The following is a 17983-nucleotide window of genomic DNA, read 5'->3' on the forward strand; positions in this document are numbered from 1 at the left end:
TGCTATTTAATCATAGGTGTTGTAACACCCCAGAGTCAACTGGAAAGATCAATATTTGTTTACTCAATTTCGGCTAGGTTTGCTCAATCTCTGATGATATTTCTATGAATGCACTTCGAGGATCTGCTGTGCTAAGTTCTGCCACTTTACCAGTTCAGTCAATAGCAACGGGACTACCTGACAATAATCGTCTGCGGCTTTTTTCCGGTTCTGCCAATATAGCACTGTCGCAAGAAGTCGCTCGTTATCTAGGTATGGACTTGGGACCAATGATTCGCAAAAGATTTGCGGACGGAGAACTTTATGTTCAAATCCAAGAATCAATTCGGGGTTGTGATGTCTATTTAATCCAGCCCAGTTGTCAACCCGTCAATGATCATTTGATGGAATTACTGATTATGATTGATGCCTGTCGTCGAGCATCTGCACGCCAGATTACAGCAGTAATTCCTTACTATGGTTATGCTCGCGCTGACAGAAAAACAGCCGGCAGAGAGTCAATTACTGCGAAGTTAGTTGCTAATTTGATTACTGAAGCAGGTGCTAACCGCGTTCTAGCGATGGATTTGCACGCAGCCCAAATTCAAGGCTATTTCGATATCCCCTTTGATCATGTCTATGGTTCACCAGTTATCCTAGATTATCTCATTAGCAAAGGATTACAGGATATTGTGGTTGTTTCTCCTGACGTGGGTGGGGTAGCACGGGCTAGGGCGTTTGCGAAAAAATTGAATGATGCACCATTGGCAATTATTGATAAACGTCGTCAGGCTCATAATGTCGCCGAGGTTTTAAATGTGATTGGTGATGTGAGAGGCAAAACTGCCATATTGGTGGATGACATGATTGATACTGGCGGTACGATTGCGGCGGGGGCTAAGTTACTACGTCAAGAAGGTGCAAGTCAGGTATATGCCTGTGCTACTCATGCTGTATTTTCCCCACCGGCAATTGAGCGATTGTCTAGTGGGGTCTTTGAGGAAGTTATAGTCACTAATACTATTCCCATCCCAGAGGCTAATCAGTTTCCGCAATTGGTGACGCTTTCTGTTGCTAATCTACTAGGAGAAGCAATTTGGCGGATTCATGAGGATAGCTCACTCAGTAGTTTATTCCGTTAATCAACCAATAACTATCATCCTAAAGGATGAAATATACAGCAGAAGTCAGGAGTTAGGAGTCAGGAGGAAGAAGGAGTAAAGGCATGAGTGGTGTTTGAGTTTTGATTTTAACTTTGTACCTCCTGCAACCTGCAATTTACTGTGAATAATGAAGGATGAAAGTTTTCGTTCTTCATTTTTTGTATGCAGCTAATATTTCTAATTCGGAAACTACTCTTTCTAATTCTTCTACTAAAGGAGTAAGTTGATTTTTCTGGAAAGCATCTGCCAGAGAACGATAATACCAAAGTGTGCCTGCTTTGCCACCTTGAAAACGTTCCCAAACTGCATCACCAATCATCCGATAATCTTTGAGAATTGAACGGACGTTATGGAGTTTGTCAGCGGCGGAAACTAGCAATACTTCTGGGGAAGCGGTGGCAATATGGGCAATATAGGCTTGTTTCCGGGGTTTCCAAGGGGGTTTAGGTGTGGTGTCTGTGTCTGTACAACCATCAACTATGGCGGTGACATCATCCCCAAACCGCCGACGAATTTCTGCTCTGGTGGCTGCTCCGCCTTGGTCTTCTATGGCATCATGTAGTAGGGCTGCGATCGCTTCATCTTCATTAGCACCATATTCTAAGGCTATGCTGGCTACTCCTAGTAAATGGGTAATATAGGGAATATCACCAGCTTTGCGTTTTTGCGTGGCATGAAGTTCGTGGGCGTAGGTAAGCGCTTGGGTAAATCTTTCTGATAGCATTTTTAGTTAAATAGGTATACTCAAAACGGCTTGATTGTTTGATTCTAAACGTAGGGGTAAAGCAAAATCTCATTGGTGTCAACTTAAGTTAAAAATGGCTTATCTGTTTGCTTCCACACCCGCCCGGAAATGAATTTCCGGGCTAATAGCGAAAGTAAACTAAAGTTTACTCAAAAATTTCCGGGTTATTTAGTCATCTTCAGATGACTTCTGCTATTAGACTGGGAATTCATTCCCAGGCGGGCTACAGGTTTCACGTTAAGTTGACACCATTAAGCACTGCTAAACCCCTACACATCTGGGTTCTTTGTCATTTGGCAAAAGTTTAAATCTCACCCGTGTTTAGTATATTTCGGCGTTATTGTTAATTAACTGAAATTACACACTTCCAATCTCAAGAGAATAGCAGATAATTCATAACCACCACGCCATTCATACCATAGTCGAGGAAGATGTCCTTCTACTGCATTTTCACTAAAGTTTATTTCCGAATAATAACACCATTCTCTAGTAGTCCAACCAGCAAATAAAATTTGATGATTTCTCGTTGATCTCCATCCTACATATTCTCCAAATAGTACCCAATTTTCTTCGTTAAATACTCCAGCTTTCCCACCTAATTTTTCCCATATTCTTTTCTGGATGCTAAAACCAAAACGCCCTTTACTATATTTTACCCACAGTTTATCTATCGTTTGTAAGGCTTGACAAGGAAAATTTTTAATATCTTCTGCCATGAAATATCCTTGTTCTTGTAAACCCATTATTTCTAATATCTTATACTTTGTCCATTCATCAGCACTTTGCCATTTTTTGTTAATAAGCAATTCCTCTAGCTTACTATAATTATTTATTTTATTAAATAATTTATTAGTTAATAAATTGGGAATTTGATCAATATTAACGACATTAATACTAGGAATTTTTGTTACTTGTGGTTGTAAATCTATTTCATTTAAATCTAATAAACCTAACCACTCAGTTATTGACTGAGGACGATTTTCCGGCTTTATTTCCATTCCTTTAATTATCGCTTGATTCACTTTATCGCTAATACTAGAATTTATCTTTTTTGCTTCTGCCAATTCTGTACCAATTGCTCTCATTGGTGATATAGTTGGTAATTCTCCAGTTAACACAGAATACAAAGTTGCAGCTAAAGCATAAACATCTGTAAATGCTCCCCGTTTTGCTCTAGCATCATATTGTTCAATTGGTGCAAAACCATCAGATAATATTTTTGTATGGGTTTTAGTTAAATTCGGTGTAAATTCTCGCGCAATCCCAAAATCAATTAACACTGCTTCTGATTTACCAGAACGCAACATGATATTTTGTGGTTTAATATCTCGATGTAATAAGCCGTTATTATGAACTAGAGTTAATGCTGATCCAATTTGCTGAATATAGCGTAATGCTTCAGATTCAGATAAAACACCTTGATTTTCTACAAAACTTCCTAAATCTTCCCCATCAATATATTCCATTACCATACACCAAAGATCATTTTCATGAATGACTTCGTAAATTTGGACAATATGAGGATGACTACATTTAGCTAATTTAATGGCTTCATTGAGAAAGTCTTGTTGAAATTTAGCAAAATCAGCACGTTTTTGGATTACATCATTTAAAGTTTTGATAACAACGAAATTGTCATAATTATCTCTAGCGCGATAAGTGATCCCAAAACCACCTTCGCCTAATTCTTTTTCTATGGTATATTTACCATCTTGTAATTGCTGTCCTGACAACCAAGCCATAACCTGTAAACTTATAGAGTTATAAGTTCATTTTGGCACAATTTTAGTTGTAAGTGCTAATTTCAGGTTATTATCTGCCTAAAATAGTAGAAGAACACCTGACTATAAACTAAAAACCTATGCCACAAACAATTCTCAAGGAAATTCTCAATCAGCTTGATAGTTTAGAACAAGATGAACTACAGCAACTTAATCAAGCTATCCAAGTATGTCTAACTGATAAAGCACAAGTTAATCAAATCACAAAATTTCATCAAGCACTGTTAAGTTCTGGTTTGGTAAAACAAATTAAACAACCTGCTGACAGTAAACAACATGAAAGAAAACTTATTCAGGCAGCAGGAAAACCTGTTTCTCAAACTATTATTGAGGAACGTCGCTAAATGTCAGTTTATTTTTTAGATAGCAGTGCCTTAGTTAAACGCTACGTTGCGGAAATAGGTTCAGGTTGGGTTGTTAGCTTGTGCAATCCTACGTTAAAAAATGATGTATTTATTGCTGCTATTACGGCTGTAGAGATTACTGCGGCAATTAGTAGGCGATCGCGGGCTGGAAGTATTAATATTCAAGATGCTATAATAGTATAACATCAGTTGAAAAATGATATCGAATCTGAATATCAAGTGATAGAAATTACAGACAGTATCATTAATTCAGGAATGAGATTAGCTGAAAAATATTGTTTACGCGGCTATGATGCAGTTCAATTAGCTGCTGCTGAGTCCATAAATACCCTTTGCATTGCCAATAGTTTACCTCAATTAACTTTTGTATCTGCTGATAAAGAATTGAATATAGCCGCTGTCAGTGCAGGTCTGCTTGTAGAAAATCCTCACGACTACTCCTCAACCTAAACCATGCTCTTGATATTTATTATCAAAATAACAATATTTGTGACAATTACGCTAGAATTATTAAAGGTTCGTTACAGATTTGGCAAATCATCCCCACTTCTGTTAAAACGACCGAAAATTAGCTTCTTAATCTAAAAACCTTAAAGTTTACCGAAACCCTCTATGACGCTCCCAATTCGTAACGTCGCCATTATCGCCCACGTTGACCATGGTAAAACCACCCTTGTTGACGCTCTCCTCAAACAGTCCGGCATTTTCCGCGAAGGCGAAGACGTTCCGGATTGTGTCATGGACTCCAATGATTTGGAAAGGGAACGAGGCATTACAATTCTTTCTAAAAATACAGCGGTTCGCTACAAAGAAACCCTGATTAATATTGTTGATACTCCTGGACACGCTGACTTCGGTGGGGAAGTAGAGCGGGTGCTTGGCATGGTGGACGGTTGTTTGCTGATTGTTGATGCCAATGAAGGACCAATGCCCCAAACGCGCTTTGTATTAAAAAAGGCTTTGGAAAAAGGTTTGCGTCCTATTGTGGTTATTAACAAGATTGACCGGGGACAGGCTGACCCCCATGTTGCTGTTGATAAGGTCTTGGATCTGTTCTTAGAATTAGGTGCAGATGAAGACCAATGTGATTTCAAATATCTTTTTGCTTCCGGTATGGCTGGTTTCGCTAAGGAAACTTTGGAAGAAGAAGGGGTAGATATGCAGCCTCTATTTGATGCAATTCTTCGCCATGTCCCTGCACCTGTGGGAGATCCTAACAAGCCTCTGCAATTGCAAGTGACTACCCTAGATTATTCTGAATATTTGGGGCGGATTGTTATTGGTAAAATCCACAACGGAACTATCCGCGCTGGACAACAAGCTGCTTTGGTGGTAGAAGATGGCAGTATTGTCAAGGGTAAAATTACCAAGTTGATGGGATTTGAAGGTTTAAAACGGATAGAAATGGAGGAAGCTACCGCAGGTTATATTGTGGCTGTAGCTGGTTTTGCTGATGCTTATATTGGTGAAACTATTACAGATCCTAATGAACCTCTGGCTCTACCCTTAATTAAGGTAGATGAACCAACTTTACAAATGACTTTCTGGGTGAATGATTCGCCTTTTGCTGGTCAAGAAGGTAAACTGGTAACATCTCGGCAAATCCGCGATCGCCTATACCGCGAATTAGAAACCAACGTAGCTTTGCGCGTTGAAGACACCGACTCTCCCGATAAATTCTTGGTTTCTGGTCGGGGTGAATTACACCTGGGTATCTTAATCGAAACCATGCGTCGTGAAGGTTTTGAGTTCCAAGTATCTCAACCTCAAGTAATTTACCGCACAGTTAATGGTCAACCTTGCGAACCTTTTGAACTTCTAGCTTTAGACGTTCCCGCCGATGCAGTTGGTAGCTGTATTGAACGCTTAGGACAACGGAAAGCGGAAATGCAAGATATGCAGCCAGGTGGAGGCGATCGCACCCAACTAGAGTTTATCGTTGCTGCTCGTGGTTTAATTGGTTTCCGGGGTGAATTCATGCGGATGACTCGCGGTGAAGGGATCATGAACCACAGTTTCCTTGATTATCGTCCTCTTTGCGGTGATATTGAAGCCCGGAATAAGGGTGTTCTTATCTCCTTTGAAGAAGGTGTTTCTACTGCTTACGCGATGAAGAATTGTGAAGATAGAGGTGCATTCTTTATCAGTGAAGGAACAAAAGTTTACAAAGGTATGATTATTGGTGAACATAATCGTCCCCAAGATTTGGAATTGAACGTTTGTAAAACTAAGCAGTTAACCAACCACCGCTCATCTGGTGGTGAAGAACTGACTCAGTTACAAACACCGATAGATATGAATTTAGAACGAGCTTTGGAATACATTGCTCAAGATGAATTGGTGGAGGTTACACCTGAATCTATTCGTCTTCGCAAGATGTCTAAGAAATTGGTGAAACGCTAATATCTGTAGGGGTGGGGTTTCCCCACCCTAATTAAATTCATTCACAAGAATGATACAATCTTTGTTAGAGGGTTGTATTTTTTTATATATAATTAGATTGGATTAAGCGACAGCGCAACAAGGATTTTAATAATTAAGTTTAATAATGTTGGGTTTCCTTTGTCAACCCAACCTACATTTTCTTAAACTAAAAGTATTGTGTTGAGTAGAATTGATGAGCAAAACAACTATTAGCTAATTTTTTTTGTTCTTTATTATTGATTGTAGTCAAAAATTTGGGAATGCTTAAAAATAGGGATGAAATAACCTCTAGGGGTTGTGTAAATTTACATATCAAGCAGTTATTAGGCTAATAATCACAATGGCAAATTCAAACAATAAATTATTTACTCCTCGAAATGATGGAAATTATGTAAATACAAAAGAACAACAACGCCTACAAGCATTATTGAACCTGGGTTTGCAACAATCAGAAATGATTCCAGTATTTGAAGAAGCTGCTCAAACTGCTGCTCACTTTCTAGAAGTGGAAATTTCTATTTTAGGATTTATTGATCAAAAATTTCATTGGTTCAAATCGGCGGTGGGCTTATCTCGGTTAGGATTAATGAATGATTTAGCTTCTAAACGCCAACTTTTACGTCGGGAGTCATTTTGTTCTCAGGTGGTAGAAACTTCGCAAATGCTAATTATTAATGATGTAAGACAAGAAACAAACTCTGGGATTAAAGATAGTATTTTAGTCAAGAATTATGGTATCAGTGCATATTTGGGAGTGCCTTTAATTGATGCCAGTGGTAACTGCTTAGGTACATTAGCAGTTATGGATCGTCAGCCTCATAATTTTACAACCCGTGATATTGAATTTTTACAAATAATTGCGCGTTGGAGCATGAGTGAGTTTGAGCGCAACCGGTTATTACAAAATAATCCAGCAGCACAGAATACTCATTCTAAGCGCCCATCTCCATTTTTAGAAGAGCAAATAATTGACTTAAAAATAGTCCAATTGATTCAGCTAATAGTGGTCCATAAGTAGATTTTGCTCTTTCATAATCAGGAAATTGGGCAATAATACGTTTACTGGGGGCTGTTTCCTTGCTATCATTAATCAACTCAGGAGTTTCATATTTATCGGTAATACGCTTGAGTTCTTCAACTTCGTTTGAGCATTTATCATAAAGGGACTCAAAACAAGTAGGATCAGAAAAAAGATAAGCCTCGTATTCATGCAATTGAATGTACGGGACGAATCGCCGATCATTAATGTCATCGGCAAAGTTTTTCTCCAAAAACTCGACTCGTTTTATGGGATTTTGGCGCATAATTTCAGCTTCAGCTAATCCCGGAAAATTATGATGAATTGCATACAAATCAATCATCGTTGTAAAAAATACATTAGCTCCCTTCTCCTGCTTGAGAAAACGCAAAATGTCGTCCCTCATGGGCTGATAGTCACCATAACCACTACCACCACGATGAGCTTTACCCTTTTTTCTTGAGTGAGCAATCAGTATAATCTTGTCCAAAAAAACACCGTATTGAGCAAGGTGTGGCTTCAAGATGTTATCAGCAAATGTTTGTTCAGTTAGTCCTTCTGCAAATAAATAGAGTCGTATCATTAGTGTGGACCTCCACCAATGATATTTTTTTCCCAAATTTCTCCTAAACTATATTCTTCTAACCAAGTTTCTAATTCTTCAGGATTTAACCGCTTAAATTGCGATTCCTTACCTACTCTATCTACCGTAATTACATCTTCAGGATTAAAGTTATCTAAAAAAGAAGTAGATTGGGTGCTGATGAGAATTTGTGTATGATAGGAGGCCTTACCAAACATCGCAGCTACAACATTGAGTGCGTAGGGATGAAGACCCAGTTCCGGTTCATCAACAATTATTAGTTCTGGGAGGTCTTCTTCTGGCTGCAAAAGCAACGTAGTCAGGCAGATAGCACGCAAAGTACCGTCTGAAAATTGGTGTGGACCAAATACTTCATCTGACCCTTTTTGCAGCCAATTGAGAATAACATGATTCCCTCTAGGTACAAGAATAAAATCATTAAAAAATGGGGCAATTAAACGGATTGTTTTAATAATACGCTGATAGGCTGTGTTATTATCATCGCGGAATCGGAGGAGTAATGCAGCTAAATTTCCAGCATCAGGCATCAGCCAAAGATTGCTACCAACATTACAAGATTGACGAACTTGGGCTGTGGAAGATGTATCATGAAAGTGGTAAACACGGGAATAGTTGAGCAAAAATCTGAGTGCCTTGGCTGTTTGCACACCCCTGTCTGCTGCTTCATTGATTTTTGTCTCTTTATGTCCCCCATCTAATGAGTCGGTTCTTGGAGATGACCAACCATTTTGCAAGAAACTCAGTGTCTCTTCGCCAAAAATTAGTGTATCACCTGCGGCATGAAATAAACGCAGGGTGTAGGTATCCATTCCATTCTCGACTTCAAACTCCAGTTGTGCCTCGATTTGCGGTGTTACCTTCGGTCCAAAGTGTAACAGAGATTGAGCGTAACCGGATATACCAATATATTGTTGAAGTCGTCCGGACATCATCTCATTCAGCATCTTGAAAAAGGAGATCAGATTGCTCTTACCTGCTCCATTAGCTCCAATCAATATGTTTAAGGGACGCAACTCAAGATCCATTGTCTTAATGGACTTGAAGCCCTTGATAATTACTCGTTGTAGCATAATCAACAATCAGTATTTATACAAAATAATTATATATGTAGATGACGCACAGGGACTGAAAAAAGGTGCGTTAGGCTAAAGCCATAACACACCCTACTCAAACTAAATTAAACTAGTTTGCATATAAAACTAAGGATACAAACCCCGATCATTCAAAGCTTGCGCGACTCTACCTACACCCAAAGTATAAGCAGCTAATCGCAGATTTACCCCCCGTGCTTGCGACTCATGAATCACCTTGCGGTAAGCCTGAACCATCAAATGTTCCATTTCCCGGTTGACTCGTTCTTCGTCCCAGAATAGATAGGAAAGACCTTGTACCCATTCTAAATAACTGACCACCACACCCCCAGCATTGGCTAAAATATCCGGTAACACGGTGACACCTTGGGCTTCTAGAACGCGGTTAGCTTCCAAAGTCACTGGACCATTAGCCGCTTCTGCGACAAATTGGGCTTTGATTTGATGGACATTTTCTGCGGTAATTTGGTTTTCCAAAGCGGCAGGAATCAGGACATCACAAGGTAAAGTTAATAAGTCTGCATTACTAATGGGTGTTCCTTGGGGAAATCCCACCACACTGCGATGGTTGGCCGCAGCGTAGGCTTTGACAGCAGAAATATCAAGACCATTTTCGGCAAAGATACCCCCACTAGCACTGGAAACAGCGATAATTTTTGCTCCTTGTTGGTGTAGTAATTCGGCGGCTGCCCCACCTACATTACCGAAGCCTTGAATTGCTACCCTGACTCCTACGAGGGATTTACCGTGATCGGCGATCGCTTCACGAACAATAATCATCACACCGCGTCCAGTCGCCATTTCTCGTCCCAGGGAACCACCAATAGATAAGGGTTTACCTGTAACTACTCCAGGGACAGAATGACCAACATTGACAGAATATGTATCCATCATCCATGCCATTTCCCGCGCTGATGTTCCCATGTCTGGTGCGGGTATATCTACGGATGGTCCAATGTCTTTAATTAATTCGCTAATATAACGGCGGCTAATGCGTTCTAATTCCCCCACACTGAACTTTTTGGGGTCTATGGGAATTCCGCCTTTGCCACCACCGTAGGGAATGCCTAACAATGCACATTTCCAAGTCATGAGCATGGCTAAGGCGGATACTTCTCGTAATGTCACTGCTTCATGGTAGCGAATACCACCTTTATAGGGTCCTAAAATATCCGAATGTTGTACCCGATGTCCAGCAAAAACCCGCACTTCCCCACTATCCATTCTTATGGGAATGGAAACTGTGACAACTTTTCGAGGGTGACTGAGTATTTCTACGATACCTTGATCTAATTTTAATTCTTTAGCAGCCCATTCTAAATAGCTACAGGCTTGATCATAAGGGCAAATATGCGCTGGAGAATGATTTTCTATAAGTGGGAGAGACGTTGTCACCATAATACCTACTCCTCATCACCGTATGTTTGTGAACCGGACTGATATGGTTAGCTTACCCTCTTTTTTGAAAAAGATGTCAATTTTGTAGTTTCTGTTACAATTTTATTTTGATTTGTATGCTGTAAGACGCTTGGGCAGATAAACGCAAATATATTACAATTTTTTAAATTTTATACACTTGCCTAAAAATCGCTGTAGACTAATTTTGCTTGGCTAGTTAAAACTCGAAAACCTGCACTTTTACTTGATAATCCTTATGAAAATCCCAGAAAACAAATCCAACAACCCAGATATTTCTACTGATAATCAATTACCTTTACCACCTGGAAAGTTAGGTTTACCTATTATTGGTGAAACAATTAGTTTTTTAACAGATAAAAACTTTATTAATAAGCGACAAGAAAAATACGGTAACGTTTTTAAAACTAACATACTTGGTCTCACTACAATTGTAATGATAGGAGCAGACGCAAATCGCTTTATATTTAGTGGTGAAAATCGAAATTTTACAGTTATACCAGATAAGGATATTTCAGACTTGTTGGGTCCTGCATCTTTAGCACTTCAAGCAGGAAGCATACATCAAAATCGACGTAAATTATTAGCTCAAGCATTTCAAACGCGAGCTTTAGCAAGTTATACACCTGCAATGGTGGAAATTACTAATAGCTATTTACAGAAATGGAAAGATTTAGGTCAATTAACTTTGTATCCTCAACTGAGAGAATATGCTTTTGATGTAGCTTGTAAATTATTAGTAGGAACAGACATTACTCATGACCATGATTTTCTTAAATTATTTGAAGGATGGTGTCAAGGTTTAAACGCTATTCCTATTCGCTTACCTTGGACTACGTTTAGTAAAACTGTGAAAAGCAGAAAACTTTTATTAGCAAAAATTGACAAGATTATTGTAGAACGTCAAAAACAACCAAATTTAGAAAATTTAGAAAAAGATGCTTTGGATTTATTGTTAAATGCAAAAGATGAAAATGGCAATAATTTGAGTGTAGATGAAATCAAAGATCAAATTTTAGGATTATTATTTATTGGACATGAAGCTTTAAGTTCTGTACTGTGTTATTTTTTTTTGTTTTTAGCACAAAACCCAGAGATTTTAGCAGCAGCAAGACAAGAACAACAACAAATAAATTATACAGGTGACCTCACATCTGAACATCTTAAACAAATGACTTACCTAGACCAAATACTGAAGGAAATTTTACGACTTATTCCCCCTATCGGTAGTTCTTTTCGTTCGGTAATTAAAACCTGTGAATTTAATGGTTATTCTATTCCTGAAGGTTGGATGGTAATGTATGACATATACAAAACCCATGAAGATGAAAATATATATCAAAATCCTCAAAGTTTCGATCCAGACAGGTTTAATGCAGAGAGAAATGAGGATAAATCTAAACCTTTTAGTTACATTCCCTTTGGTGGGGGAATTAAAGAATGTTTAGGTAAAGAATTTGCTAAGTTAGAAATGAAAATATTTACTGCTTTGCTCTTACGTGGTTATGAATGGGAACTTGTGCCAGGACAAAATTTAGATTTAAAAAGGACACCCATGCCTCAACCGAGTGATGGTTTAAAGGTATTTTTACGTTCTCTTTAATATGATTTTGTTGGGTCGCACTTACGCTTAACCCAACCTACATTAATTAAATGAATGTTTCTGGTGTAAAACTCCCATGTAAGCCATAGGGAATATGATGTTTGAGGTGTAATTTAGCAATTTCACCTTTTTCCAAATTTACAGCATCTAAAATTACCACATCTGAACGATGATGTTCTGCATCGTAAACTAAAGCTAGTAGCCAGCCATCATCTTCTGTTTGGGAATTTGGACGAGGAATAAAAATTGGTTCACCGATAAAACCTGCTGGTGCAGCACTCCATAATTGTCTTTGTTGTAACTCTAAATCAAGTTTGAAAATTGCTTGTAGGGGTGCATTTCCCGTTGATTTATGAGCCGCAGCCGCGTATAGATAACGATAGGATTTACCAACATGATGAGGGTGCATTGTGGGAAATTCACAAGATCGATCATCTATTAAATGATTTTCGACTGTATTGGTTTGTAAATTCAGATTAAATCGCCAAAGTTTGCCAGGAGAATTGGCATCGAAATCTGTTTCTCGATAATCGCTATTGGGTTCAACTTCTGGTAACGATTCATAGCAAATAGAATCAATGATAACTTCATTACCCACTTCAAAAGCATTAACATGATGGAAAATAAAACCTGCCTGAGTTTCTAAAATTTTGATTTTTTTAGTTGGGTTTTGGCGAGGAATAATGATGATTTTTGTAAGTTGATTTTTTTGAACTTTAATACATTGGGCGGCACTAGATATTCCCAAAGCAAAGGGTATAGGGTTAAAACTAACAGGATTTTGGAAGAAAATACAGTAATTTTCTGTAATCACAAAATCATGAATGAAGCAAAAACCAGCAACGCTATGATTTTGTTTATTGGTGATTTCTCCGTCGGTGTTTAACTCAAATATGTTAATTGTAGTTGATAGTCCTGGTGTAATAGCGAAATTAACTAATGTACCATTGGCATCAATTCGCGGGTGGGCGCTAAAGGCTTCCCCTTTAGATAAAACACCGTTAAAGTATTCATTCCCTAATGTTTCTAGAGTGTGCGGATTAAGTAAATAGGGTTCGGATGCTTCCCATAGTGCTAATAGTTTTTTACCCCAATAAATTACATTAGTATTAGCAATATGTTTGATTTTGAAATCAAAGATATTAGCTAACCAGCCGCCCGGTTTTTGTGTACCAAAAACACCACGATAAAGAATTTTACCCGCTTTTTTTTCTGCTAAATAACCTGCTGTGGTAACAAAGCGGTTACGAAAATGGGCGCGGCTATTGGTAAACGTAATCCGGCTAATCATGCCATCACCGTCAAAGGGATGATGTAATTTTTGCCCATTAATATCTAGTAAACCAGGTCCATTTCTAAATAATGTTCCTTGCAATTCTGGCGGTATTTCCCCTTCTATATCATCAATCCAGTAATCAAATTCCTGGTTAAGAGATTCATATCCTCCTTGCCAATCTTTGAGAGTGTAGGATTTTTGGAGATTTTGCTGATCTTGAGGTTCTAAGATTTGCATTTTTTCTTGGCTATGGTAAATTTTTTCAGAAAATCAGGGATGTAAATATAGAGATAAATCTAATTGTCTTGGAGATTTTTATCTATTAAATAAGTACATCATTATCAATTCTATCATCTGGTAGCAATTTAACAAAAAATATGGGTATCAGAGAAGTACAGCTAGTGAGAATGATTAATAACCACAGGGAGTCAAATTGATATTCTGTGATTCCTAACCATTTCATCATTATTGATCCTAATGCGTAGGAAACTGTTCCTGCTACATTAAATACAGACATGATTAACGCAAAAAATGTGGCTTCTACGCCGGGAGGGCAAAGCTTTGTTGATAATACTAATATAGGCATGAATACAATTTGCCCAATCACAGTAATAATCAAACTATCACCTAAGCTAAACCAATGATCATCTATGCCTAACATTCTGTTGGTGTGCGTTACTAATAATAAATTCGTCATTCCTAAAGCTGTGGACAGGAAAATACCCGCAGTAATCATAGTTCTAAAGGGAATGTGCTTAAAGTAACGTTGAAAAGCCCAAACTCCAATTAGGGAAGCAAAACTCGTCACTAATCGAATTCGTCCTAAAAATTCTGGTTGAAAGTGGAGTTCATTAGTGGTGAAATAGAAGAATGCTGATTCGGTTTTTGGTGTAGCGTGCCAAATAAATATAAATAATGTGGGCAACCAAATTGTTTTTTGAGTAATTGCTTGGCGGATTTTTAGTAGTTGATCTTTTGTGTTGTTGCTTTTTTTGTGATCTTTATTAATAGGTTTTTCAGTAATTAACCAAGCTACAGATGAAATAATTAAAGGAAATAATGCTGTTATTAAAAATACTATACGGGTGGTAAAATATTCTAAAAGTAACCCGCTAAGGTAAGCTGTACATAAGGCACCAATAGCTGAACTACCCCAACAAAGAGATTGTAAAGAACCTATTTTGGCTTCTGATTCGTTTCTGGCTCTTTCAACTACTATGGAATCAACTATCACATCACTAATAGCCACAGAGACAGAAGAAAGTACAATCATAATTGTGGCTGTTGTACTAGTATGAGCGACTGTTCCTAAACATCCCCAAGCTGCACAGCCCAGAAAACCTGACATAACTATGTAAGGTTTTCTATGATAACCAAATATGGGTAAACTATCGGAAATAAACCCATATAATGGCTTAATCATCCAAGGTATAGTACAGATTCCCATAATTGTTGACATCTGCACGGGACCTAATAGTAATTCATCTTTGAGAAAAAAGCTGACAGCTAAACGCGATAATGTCAGTATACCTTGAACAAAATAGATGGTAAGAATTGCTATTAACTCAGCACTGGGTTCGTTACCTAAGAGAATTTTTTTGGTTAGTAAATCTTTGAATTTGGGTAAGGTAGGGGAGTCATCTAGCATTTGCATGAATAATGATTAAGTTTTATTTACTTTTATATCATAGATTTTTAAATTGAGGATAAGTTTTTATTAATTATGAAACTATGTTGAATGAATAAATGTCCATTACCTTTAACGATGACACCTCCTTTGGTGGGAACTTGATGTGCTAACCTTGAGATGGGAATGCTTTTATTGATACAGATTGATGTCAAGAATTCTATTCAGTCGAGCGATCGCCTCTGGCGAATTTTGTATTAGGGACTTCCAATTAAAAAAATACCCAAAAATTTCTTGTGGTGCGGGACGAAAAGCCCGCTAATCATTAAGGACGGGCAGGATGCCCATCCCACAAAATTGGGTAATTTATTTTTTGGTGTTCCCTTATAGAAGAAATTTTCTTTTTAACCGTGTTCTCTGTATAAATGGTTATACATAAAATACATGAATTGACAATTTCCCAAGAGATGTGACTGAACATTAGTTTTTTGTAAAGTAATATTACAAACCTTGGAAATATATTGAGAAATTGTTCTTGAGGCAAACATAGATTTAAGGTAGAAGCTATAGGACAAAATTGAGGCCAGTTTTAAAATGAACAAAAATAATATTCAAAACTATCGCTTTGTCTGTACCTTAACTTTTGGTGATATTTACGGTCAAATTATTGTTTGGTTAATTACGATTACTATTAGCTTGGCATCAGCTTTAGCACTGATGGGTGCAAAAAGACCTGTATACGCTTTAGCTACAGTAGGTCTTGTGGTTCTCTTATCTCTACCTTTTTTACTTTTCGCCTTTGTGACGACTTTATTAAATAATATTGAACTCAATGCTGTAGAGCCAAAAACCAAGACAGAATCAATACAAAGTAGTATTTCACAAAACCCAGTCCAAGTAACTAGCTAAAGGGGATTTCACCAATAGACATTTGGTAAAAATTAAATGTGTGTTTGCTACAACCCTTGTAGAGAAGTTATATGAAGCGTCTCTACATTTTTTTGCACCAGATGTCAAATTTACAATTTCTCTATTACCCTGTCTTTTAGACGGGGAATTTTTTTTTAATCGGTGGTTGATGATGCTTGAACATGATGTAATTATTGTTGGTGGTGGTTTGGCTGGATGTCGGGCTGCGGTGGAAATTGCCCGGACTGACCCTAGTTTAAAGGTAGCGGTAGTTGCCAAAACTCACCCAATTCGCTCTCATTCGGTGGCTGCTCAAGGTGGTATGGCGGCTTCTTTAAAAAATGTGGATGGTACGGATTCTTGGGAAGCTCACGCTTTTGATACTGTCAAGGGTTCCGATTATTTGGCGGATCAAGATGCGGTGGCAATTTTGACTCAGGAAGCACCGGATGTGGTGATTGATTTGGAACATCTGGGGGTATTGTTTTCTCGTTTACCTGATGGTCGGATTGCTCAACGGGCTTTTGGTGGACATTCTCACAACCGCACTTGTTATGCGGCTGATAAAACTGGTCATGCAATCTTACATGAGTTGGTGAATAATTTGCGCCGTTATGGGGTGCAGATTTACGAGGAATGGTATGTAATGCGCCTGATTTTGGAGGATGGTCAGGCGAAGGGTGTGGTGATGTTTCACCTGTTGGATGGGCATATTGAGGTGCTACGGGCGAAGGCTGTGATGTTTGCCACTGGGGGCTATGGTCGGGTTTATAACACGACTTCTAATGATTATGCTTCTACGGGTGATGGTTTGGCGATGACGGCTTTGGCTGGGTTGCCTTTGGCAGATATGGAGTTTGTCCAGTTCCATCCTACGGGTTTGTATCCTGTGGGGGTGCTGATTTCCGAGGCTGTGCGCGGTGAAGGGGCGTATTTGATCAATGCCGAGGGCGATCGCTTTATGGCTAATTACGCCCCCAGTCGCATGGAATTAGCCCCTCGTGATATTACCTCACGGGCGATCGCTTATGAAATCCGGGCTGGTCGTGGTGTAAATACTGATGGTAGCGCGGGTGGTCCCTTTGTCTATCTGGATTTACGCCATCTAGGTAAGGAAAAAATCATGAGTCGTGTTCCCTTTTGCTGGGAAGAAGCCCATCGTTTGGTCGGTGTAGATGCTGTCACTCAACCTATGCCTGTGCGTCCTACTAATCATTATTGTATGGGTGGTATTCCTGTTAACACTGACGGACAAGTTAGAAGTAATAATGATAGTTTTGTCGAGGGCTTTTTTGCTGCTGGGGAAACTGCTTGCGTGTCGGTTCACGGGGCAAATCGTCTGGGTAGTAACTCCTTATTGGAATGTGTAGTTTATGGTAAAAGGACTGGGGCGGCGATCGCTAATTATGTCCAAAATCGGCAATTACCATCCATAGATGAAACACGCTACATCAACGAAGCCAAAGAACAAATACAACTCTTAATAGACCAACCAGGACAGTACAGAATTAATCAAATCCGTCAAGCTTTTCAAGATAATATGACTGAAAATTGTGGCGTTTTCCGCACCGACGAAGTAATGCGTCAGGGATTAGAAAAAATCGCCCAACTACAACAAAAATATTCACAAATATATTTAGATGACAAAGGAAAAAGCTGGAATACAGAATTAGTTGAAGCCTTAGAACTACAAAGTTTAATGGTAGTTGGACAAACCATTTTAACTTCCGCCTTCAATCGCCAAGAAAGTCGTGGCGCACACTTTAGAGAAGACTTTGCCGAAAGAGACGATAATAAGTTTTTACAACACACCATGGCTTATTATTCACCAACAGGAATTAATATTCAATATCGTCCCGTCACAATCACAATGTTTGCACCAAAAGAGCGAAAATATTAAATAGGAATTAAGTAGAGGCGGGAAAACCCGCCATTTCAGGCTACTAAGTATATTTATTGATTTGCTTCTAAAAATTAACATA

Annotated in this window: 15 protein-coding genes and 1 pseudogene; 9 read left to right on the top strand and 7 right to left on the bottom strand. The window is 38.5% G+C overall.

All coding sequences use genetic code 11. The annotated features are described in order from the left end of the window. Positions 1 to 104 precede the first annotated feature (104 nt). Positions 105 to 1121 carry a ribose-phosphate pyrophosphokinase gene (locus NG743_RS09285; RefSeq protein WP_027403843.1) on the top strand — a complete coding sequence of 339 codons (1017 nt, stop codon included), beginning with the start codon at positions 105 to 107 and terminating at the stop codon, positions 1119 to 1121. A gap of 172 nt (positions 1122 to 1293) precedes the next feature. Here the strand turns inward: NG743_RS09285 and NG743_RS09290 are convergent, their stop codons facing one another. Next, positions 1294 to 1866 (bottom strand): HD domain-containing protein, encoded by a 573-nt coding sequence (locus NG743_RS09290; protein WP_027403844.1) that lies wholly within the window; start codon positions 1864 to 1866, stop codon positions 1294 to 1296. Between the two features lie 368 nt (positions 1867 to 2234). Continuing rightward, positions 2235 to 3629, bottom strand: a complete 1395-nt coding sequence (locus NG743_RS09295) for a serine/threonine-protein kinase (protein WP_257121888.1) — start codon at positions 3627 to 3629, stop codon at positions 2235 to 2237. A gap of 119 nt (positions 3630 to 3748) precedes the next feature. Between NG743_RS09295 and NG743_RS09300 the strand changes: the two genes are divergently transcribed. From NG743_RS09300 to NG743_RS09320, 5 genes and pseudogenes are all read left to right on the top strand, one after another. Further along, positions 3749 to 4012, top strand: coding sequence for a hypothetical protein (locus NG743_RS09300; protein ID WP_027403845.1), 264 nt, complete (start codon positions 3749 to 3751; stop codon positions 4010 to 4012). Beyond that, positions 4013 to 4216 carry a type II toxin-antitoxin system VapC family toxin gene (locus tag NG743_RS09305; protein ID WP_228044032.1) on the top strand — a complete coding sequence of 68 codons (204 nt, stop codon included), beginning with the start codon at positions 4013 to 4015 and terminating at the stop codon, positions 4214 to 4216. A 6-nt stretch (positions 4217 to 4222) separates the two neighbouring features. Then, entirely contained in the window at positions 4223 to 4483 is a 261-nt protein-coding gene (locus NG743_RS09310; protein ID WP_228044031.1) for a type II toxin-antitoxin system VapC family toxin, read from the top strand. 162 nt (positions 4484 to 4645) lie between these two features. Further along, positions 4646 to 6436 carry a translational GTPase TypA gene (typA, locus tag NG743_RS09315; RefSeq protein WP_027403846.1) on the top strand — a complete coding sequence of 597 codons (1791 nt, stop codon included), beginning with the start codon at positions 4646 to 4648 and terminating at the stop codon, positions 6434 to 6436. 361 nt (positions 6437 to 6797) lie between these two features. Then, positions 6798 to 7439: pseudogene (locus NG743_RS09320) on the top strand (GAF domain-containing protein); the annotation flags it as partial. Here NG743_RS09320 and NG743_RS09325 read toward each other — a convergent pair. The 3 genes from NG743_RS09325 to NG743_RS09335 all read right to left on the bottom strand — a co-directional run bounded on the left by NG743_RS09325 (position 7390) and on the right by NG743_RS09335 (position 10568). Further along, the gene (locus NG743_RS09325) at positions 7390 to 8058 is read right to left on the bottom strand and encodes a DUF4276 family protein (protein WP_257121889.1); all 669 of its coding nucleotides are present in this window, start codon (positions 8056 to 8058) and stop codon (positions 7390 to 7392) included. The pseudogene NG743_RS09320 and the gene NG743_RS09325 overlap by 50 nt on opposite strands. Further along, positions 8058 to 9149: an AAA family ATPase gene (locus NG743_RS09330; RefSeq protein ID WP_027403849.1), complete on the bottom strand. Its 1092-nt coding sequence runs from the start codon at positions 9147 to 9149 to the stop codon at positions 8058 to 8060. The genes NG743_RS09325 and NG743_RS09330 overlap by 1 nt, the downstream gene beginning before the upstream one ends. Positions 9150 to 9278: 129 nt before the next feature. Next, complete coding sequence (locus NG743_RS09335; protein WP_027403850.1) at positions 9279 to 10568, bottom strand: Glu/Leu/Phe/Val family dehydrogenase; 1290 nt, start codon at positions 10566 to 10568, stop codon at positions 9279 to 9281. Between the two features lie 256 nt (positions 10569 to 10824). On the opposite strand from NG743_RS09335, the gene NG743_RS09340 reads away from it, so the two are divergent. Further along, positions 10825 to 12189, top strand: a complete 1365-nt coding sequence (locus NG743_RS09340) for a cytochrome P450 (protein ID WP_257121890.1) — start codon at positions 10825 to 10827, stop codon at positions 12187 to 12189. A 46-nt stretch (positions 12190 to 12235) separates the two neighbouring features. Here the strand turns inward: NG743_RS09340 and NG743_RS09345 are convergent, their stop codons facing one another. Then, the gene (locus tag NG743_RS09345; RefSeq protein ID WP_193963694.1) at positions 12236 to 13702 is read right to left on the bottom strand and encodes a carotenoid oxygenase family protein; all 1467 of its coding nucleotides are present in this window, start codon (positions 13700 to 13702) and stop codon (positions 12236 to 12238) included. 85 nt (positions 13703 to 13787) lie between these two features. Continuing rightward, on the bottom strand, positions 13788 to 15113 hold the full coding sequence (locus tag NG743_RS09350; RefSeq protein ID WP_257122136.1) for a folate/biopterin family MFS transporter: 1326 nt from the start codon (positions 15111 to 15113) through the stop codon (positions 13788 to 13790). 573 nt (positions 15114 to 15686) lie between these two features. On the opposite strand from NG743_RS09350, the gene NG743_RS09355 reads away from it, so the two are divergent. Together NG743_RS09355 and NG743_RS09360 are read left to right on the top strand one after the other, a co-directional pair. Then, on the top strand, positions 15687 to 16001 hold the full coding sequence (locus NG743_RS09355; RefSeq protein WP_193894480.1) for a hypothetical protein: 315 nt from the start codon (positions 15687 to 15689) through the stop codon (positions 15999 to 16001). Positions 16002 to 16173: 172 nt separating this feature from the next. Further along, positions 16174 to 17901 (top strand): succinate dehydrogenase/fumarate reductase flavoprotein subunit, encoded by a 1728-nt coding sequence (locus NG743_RS09360; protein ID WP_257122137.1) that lies wholly within the window; start codon positions 16174 to 16176, stop codon positions 17899 to 17901. Positions 17902 to 17983 lie beyond the last annotated feature (82 nt).

Source organism: Dolichospermum heterosporum TAC447 (assembly GCF_024584745.1).
In the GTDB taxonomy this organism is placed as follows: Bacteria; Cyanobacteriota; Cyanobacteriia; order Cyanobacteriales; family Nostocaceae; genus Dolichospermum; species Dolichospermum heterosporum.